This is a genomic window from Legionella sp. km772, assembly GCF_003989735.1.
GTDB lineage: Bacteria > Pseudomonadota > Gammaproteobacteria > Legionellales > Legionellaceae > Legionella.
Map to the genome: position 1 here is coordinate 1 of NZ_RZGQ01000297.1, position 1,956 is coordinate 1,956.

Consider the following 1,956-nt stretch of genomic DNA (forward strand, 5'->3'; position numbering starts at 1 on the left):
TTTTGATTTTTTTGATGCAGTGTAATAATTTCGCTTTTTGGTCATTCTATTCCCCTCTTATATTAGAAGAATAGCTCTTAAAAATACCTTTTTTTCGTCTAAAAATCCGCGCCTATATCATCATTCAGGTTTTTAATTTACAATCTTGCTAGAGAATAGTTTTGTACACGATGATTTTTAAATAAGGGACAGAACTTAGTTGTATTAAAAATTTTGCATTTAACGGACGCTGATCACGTGAAATCTCTAAATTCTTTTTTTATGCTCCAGATAGATATCCTCTCTTGTCAAAGAGAGGATATTTCATGGTTATGAATGTTGAGTTTTAGCGCTCTAGGAAAATTCCTACAATTTTCCAGCGGTCATTTTCTTTTAGGAAAATGTATTTAATTCCTATTTTTTTGCCATCATTTGTAGTGATGGTACCCTCCAGGAAGCCTGAATTTAGATAACCTGCGGCATTATTCACTGGAGAGTTTGTAATTCCTCTTTGGGTAAAATTAGCGCTTTTATTGTTTTTTAACTCAGGGTTTTCAGCGAGCCATTTTTGAAAATTGGCCAAGGAAATCGCTTGCTGATATTCTTGCGATGTATAGGAATAGGCTTCATTTATGTTACCGGCCCGCAACGCTTCTAATTGCTCATTGGCGGTATTAAGTAGGCCGCTAGTCAGGTAACTAATAAAAGTGAGTAATACGCTGATAGTAATAATCAGCCAAAAGCCTATTGAGCCTAGTGTCAGTATTATTTTGTGTAAGGAAGATACATTGTGAGCTACGATTAAGGTATTCCCTTCTTTATCGGTAAACTTATTTTGGTTAATACGAATAAGATCAAGTATCGTCCATATTCCTAAAAAACCGCCGGTCAAAAGAGTTAACATACCAGTAAAAAACTTACCTACATAAAAGCGATGAATGCCTAAAGGTCCAAAAAAAATGCAAAGTAATAAGGCTTGTCTGCCAGATTTTCTGCTTTCAACTTCATTAATGTTGTTAGGATCTAGGAGGACCTTTTCTGGGATTTTGGCTCCGCATTTTGGACAAAATTGACTGTCATCGTCTTTTAGTTTCGCACCGCAAGAAGGACAATTGTGCATTACAGTCATTTTTTATACCTCATAGGTTTTAACACATTAAACAGGGGCTGGCATTAGGCTCTTCTTTTAGTTGCAAAGCAAGAGTAGTCAACATCAATGGAATTTGTTGTGTATACATGGCTTGATCATAACCACCCTCCAAACCCCAGTAAATACCCGCTACCGATTCTTTATTCGCTTTATATAGTTGTAGCACTTGTTCGTAAAAATATACAAGATCCTGATTATTAAAACGATATTTTTTAGCATCAGCTTCACTCATGAGCTGTCCATCAATGAGTTTCCCACAAAAAGCGGTTTCATCTTGATGAGAGTCCCAGCCTGTGGGTAGTAATAACATGATTAGTTGATCGGCCGTTTTAGCTGCTGTTATTTGTCCTTCTAATTGGTTTAAAGCAAATAGCAAGGCTGGATGAATATCGGTTTTTACAGCTCTTGGTTGTTGCGCCAAATCCACGGCATAATAATGGTATTGATGATGTTGCCATTCATTAATTCCAATCTTATGTTTTTTGGGTTTTTCGGTAAATTCCAGATTGATATCGGCAAAGTCTTGTCCTGGATAGACCCTTGAATCGAAAATATCCACATGACACACCTCCAAATGCGACAGGCTATGGTTTAAAACCTCACATAAACCATTATCGCGATTAACATCAGTCCCTATTACCACATATTTTAAAGGCTTTGCATGATTGAGTTCAGCGTTTTTCATGAGTAGGGCGGTTTTATTAAACACTCATGTTACGCACGGTCAATTTTAAGCTGCCATATTTTTAAGCTCCTGCCAAGCAATCTGGTTCGCTCTAAGAATCAATTTGTACTTAATAGCAAAGTGATTTAAATGAGTTTTTATC

Annotated in this window: 2 protein-coding genes; both read right to left on the reverse strand. The window is 36.4% G+C overall.

The window, feature by feature from the left end:
- Positions 1-325: 325 nt before the first annotated feature.
- Positions 326-1,108 carry a DUF4864 domain-containing protein gene (locus ELY15_RS15395; protein ID WP_127101584.1) on the reverse strand — a complete coding sequence of 261 codons (783 nt, stop codon included), beginning with the start codon at positions 1,106-1,108 and terminating at the stop codon, positions 326-328.
- 19 nt (positions 1,109-1,127) lie between these two features.
- On the reverse strand, positions 1,128-1,838 hold the full coding sequence (locus ELY15_RS15400) for a hypothetical protein (protein ID WP_158617519.1): 711 nt from the start codon (positions 1,836-1,838) through the stop codon (positions 1,128-1,130).
- Between the last annotated feature and the right edge of the window lie 118 nt (positions 1,839-1,956).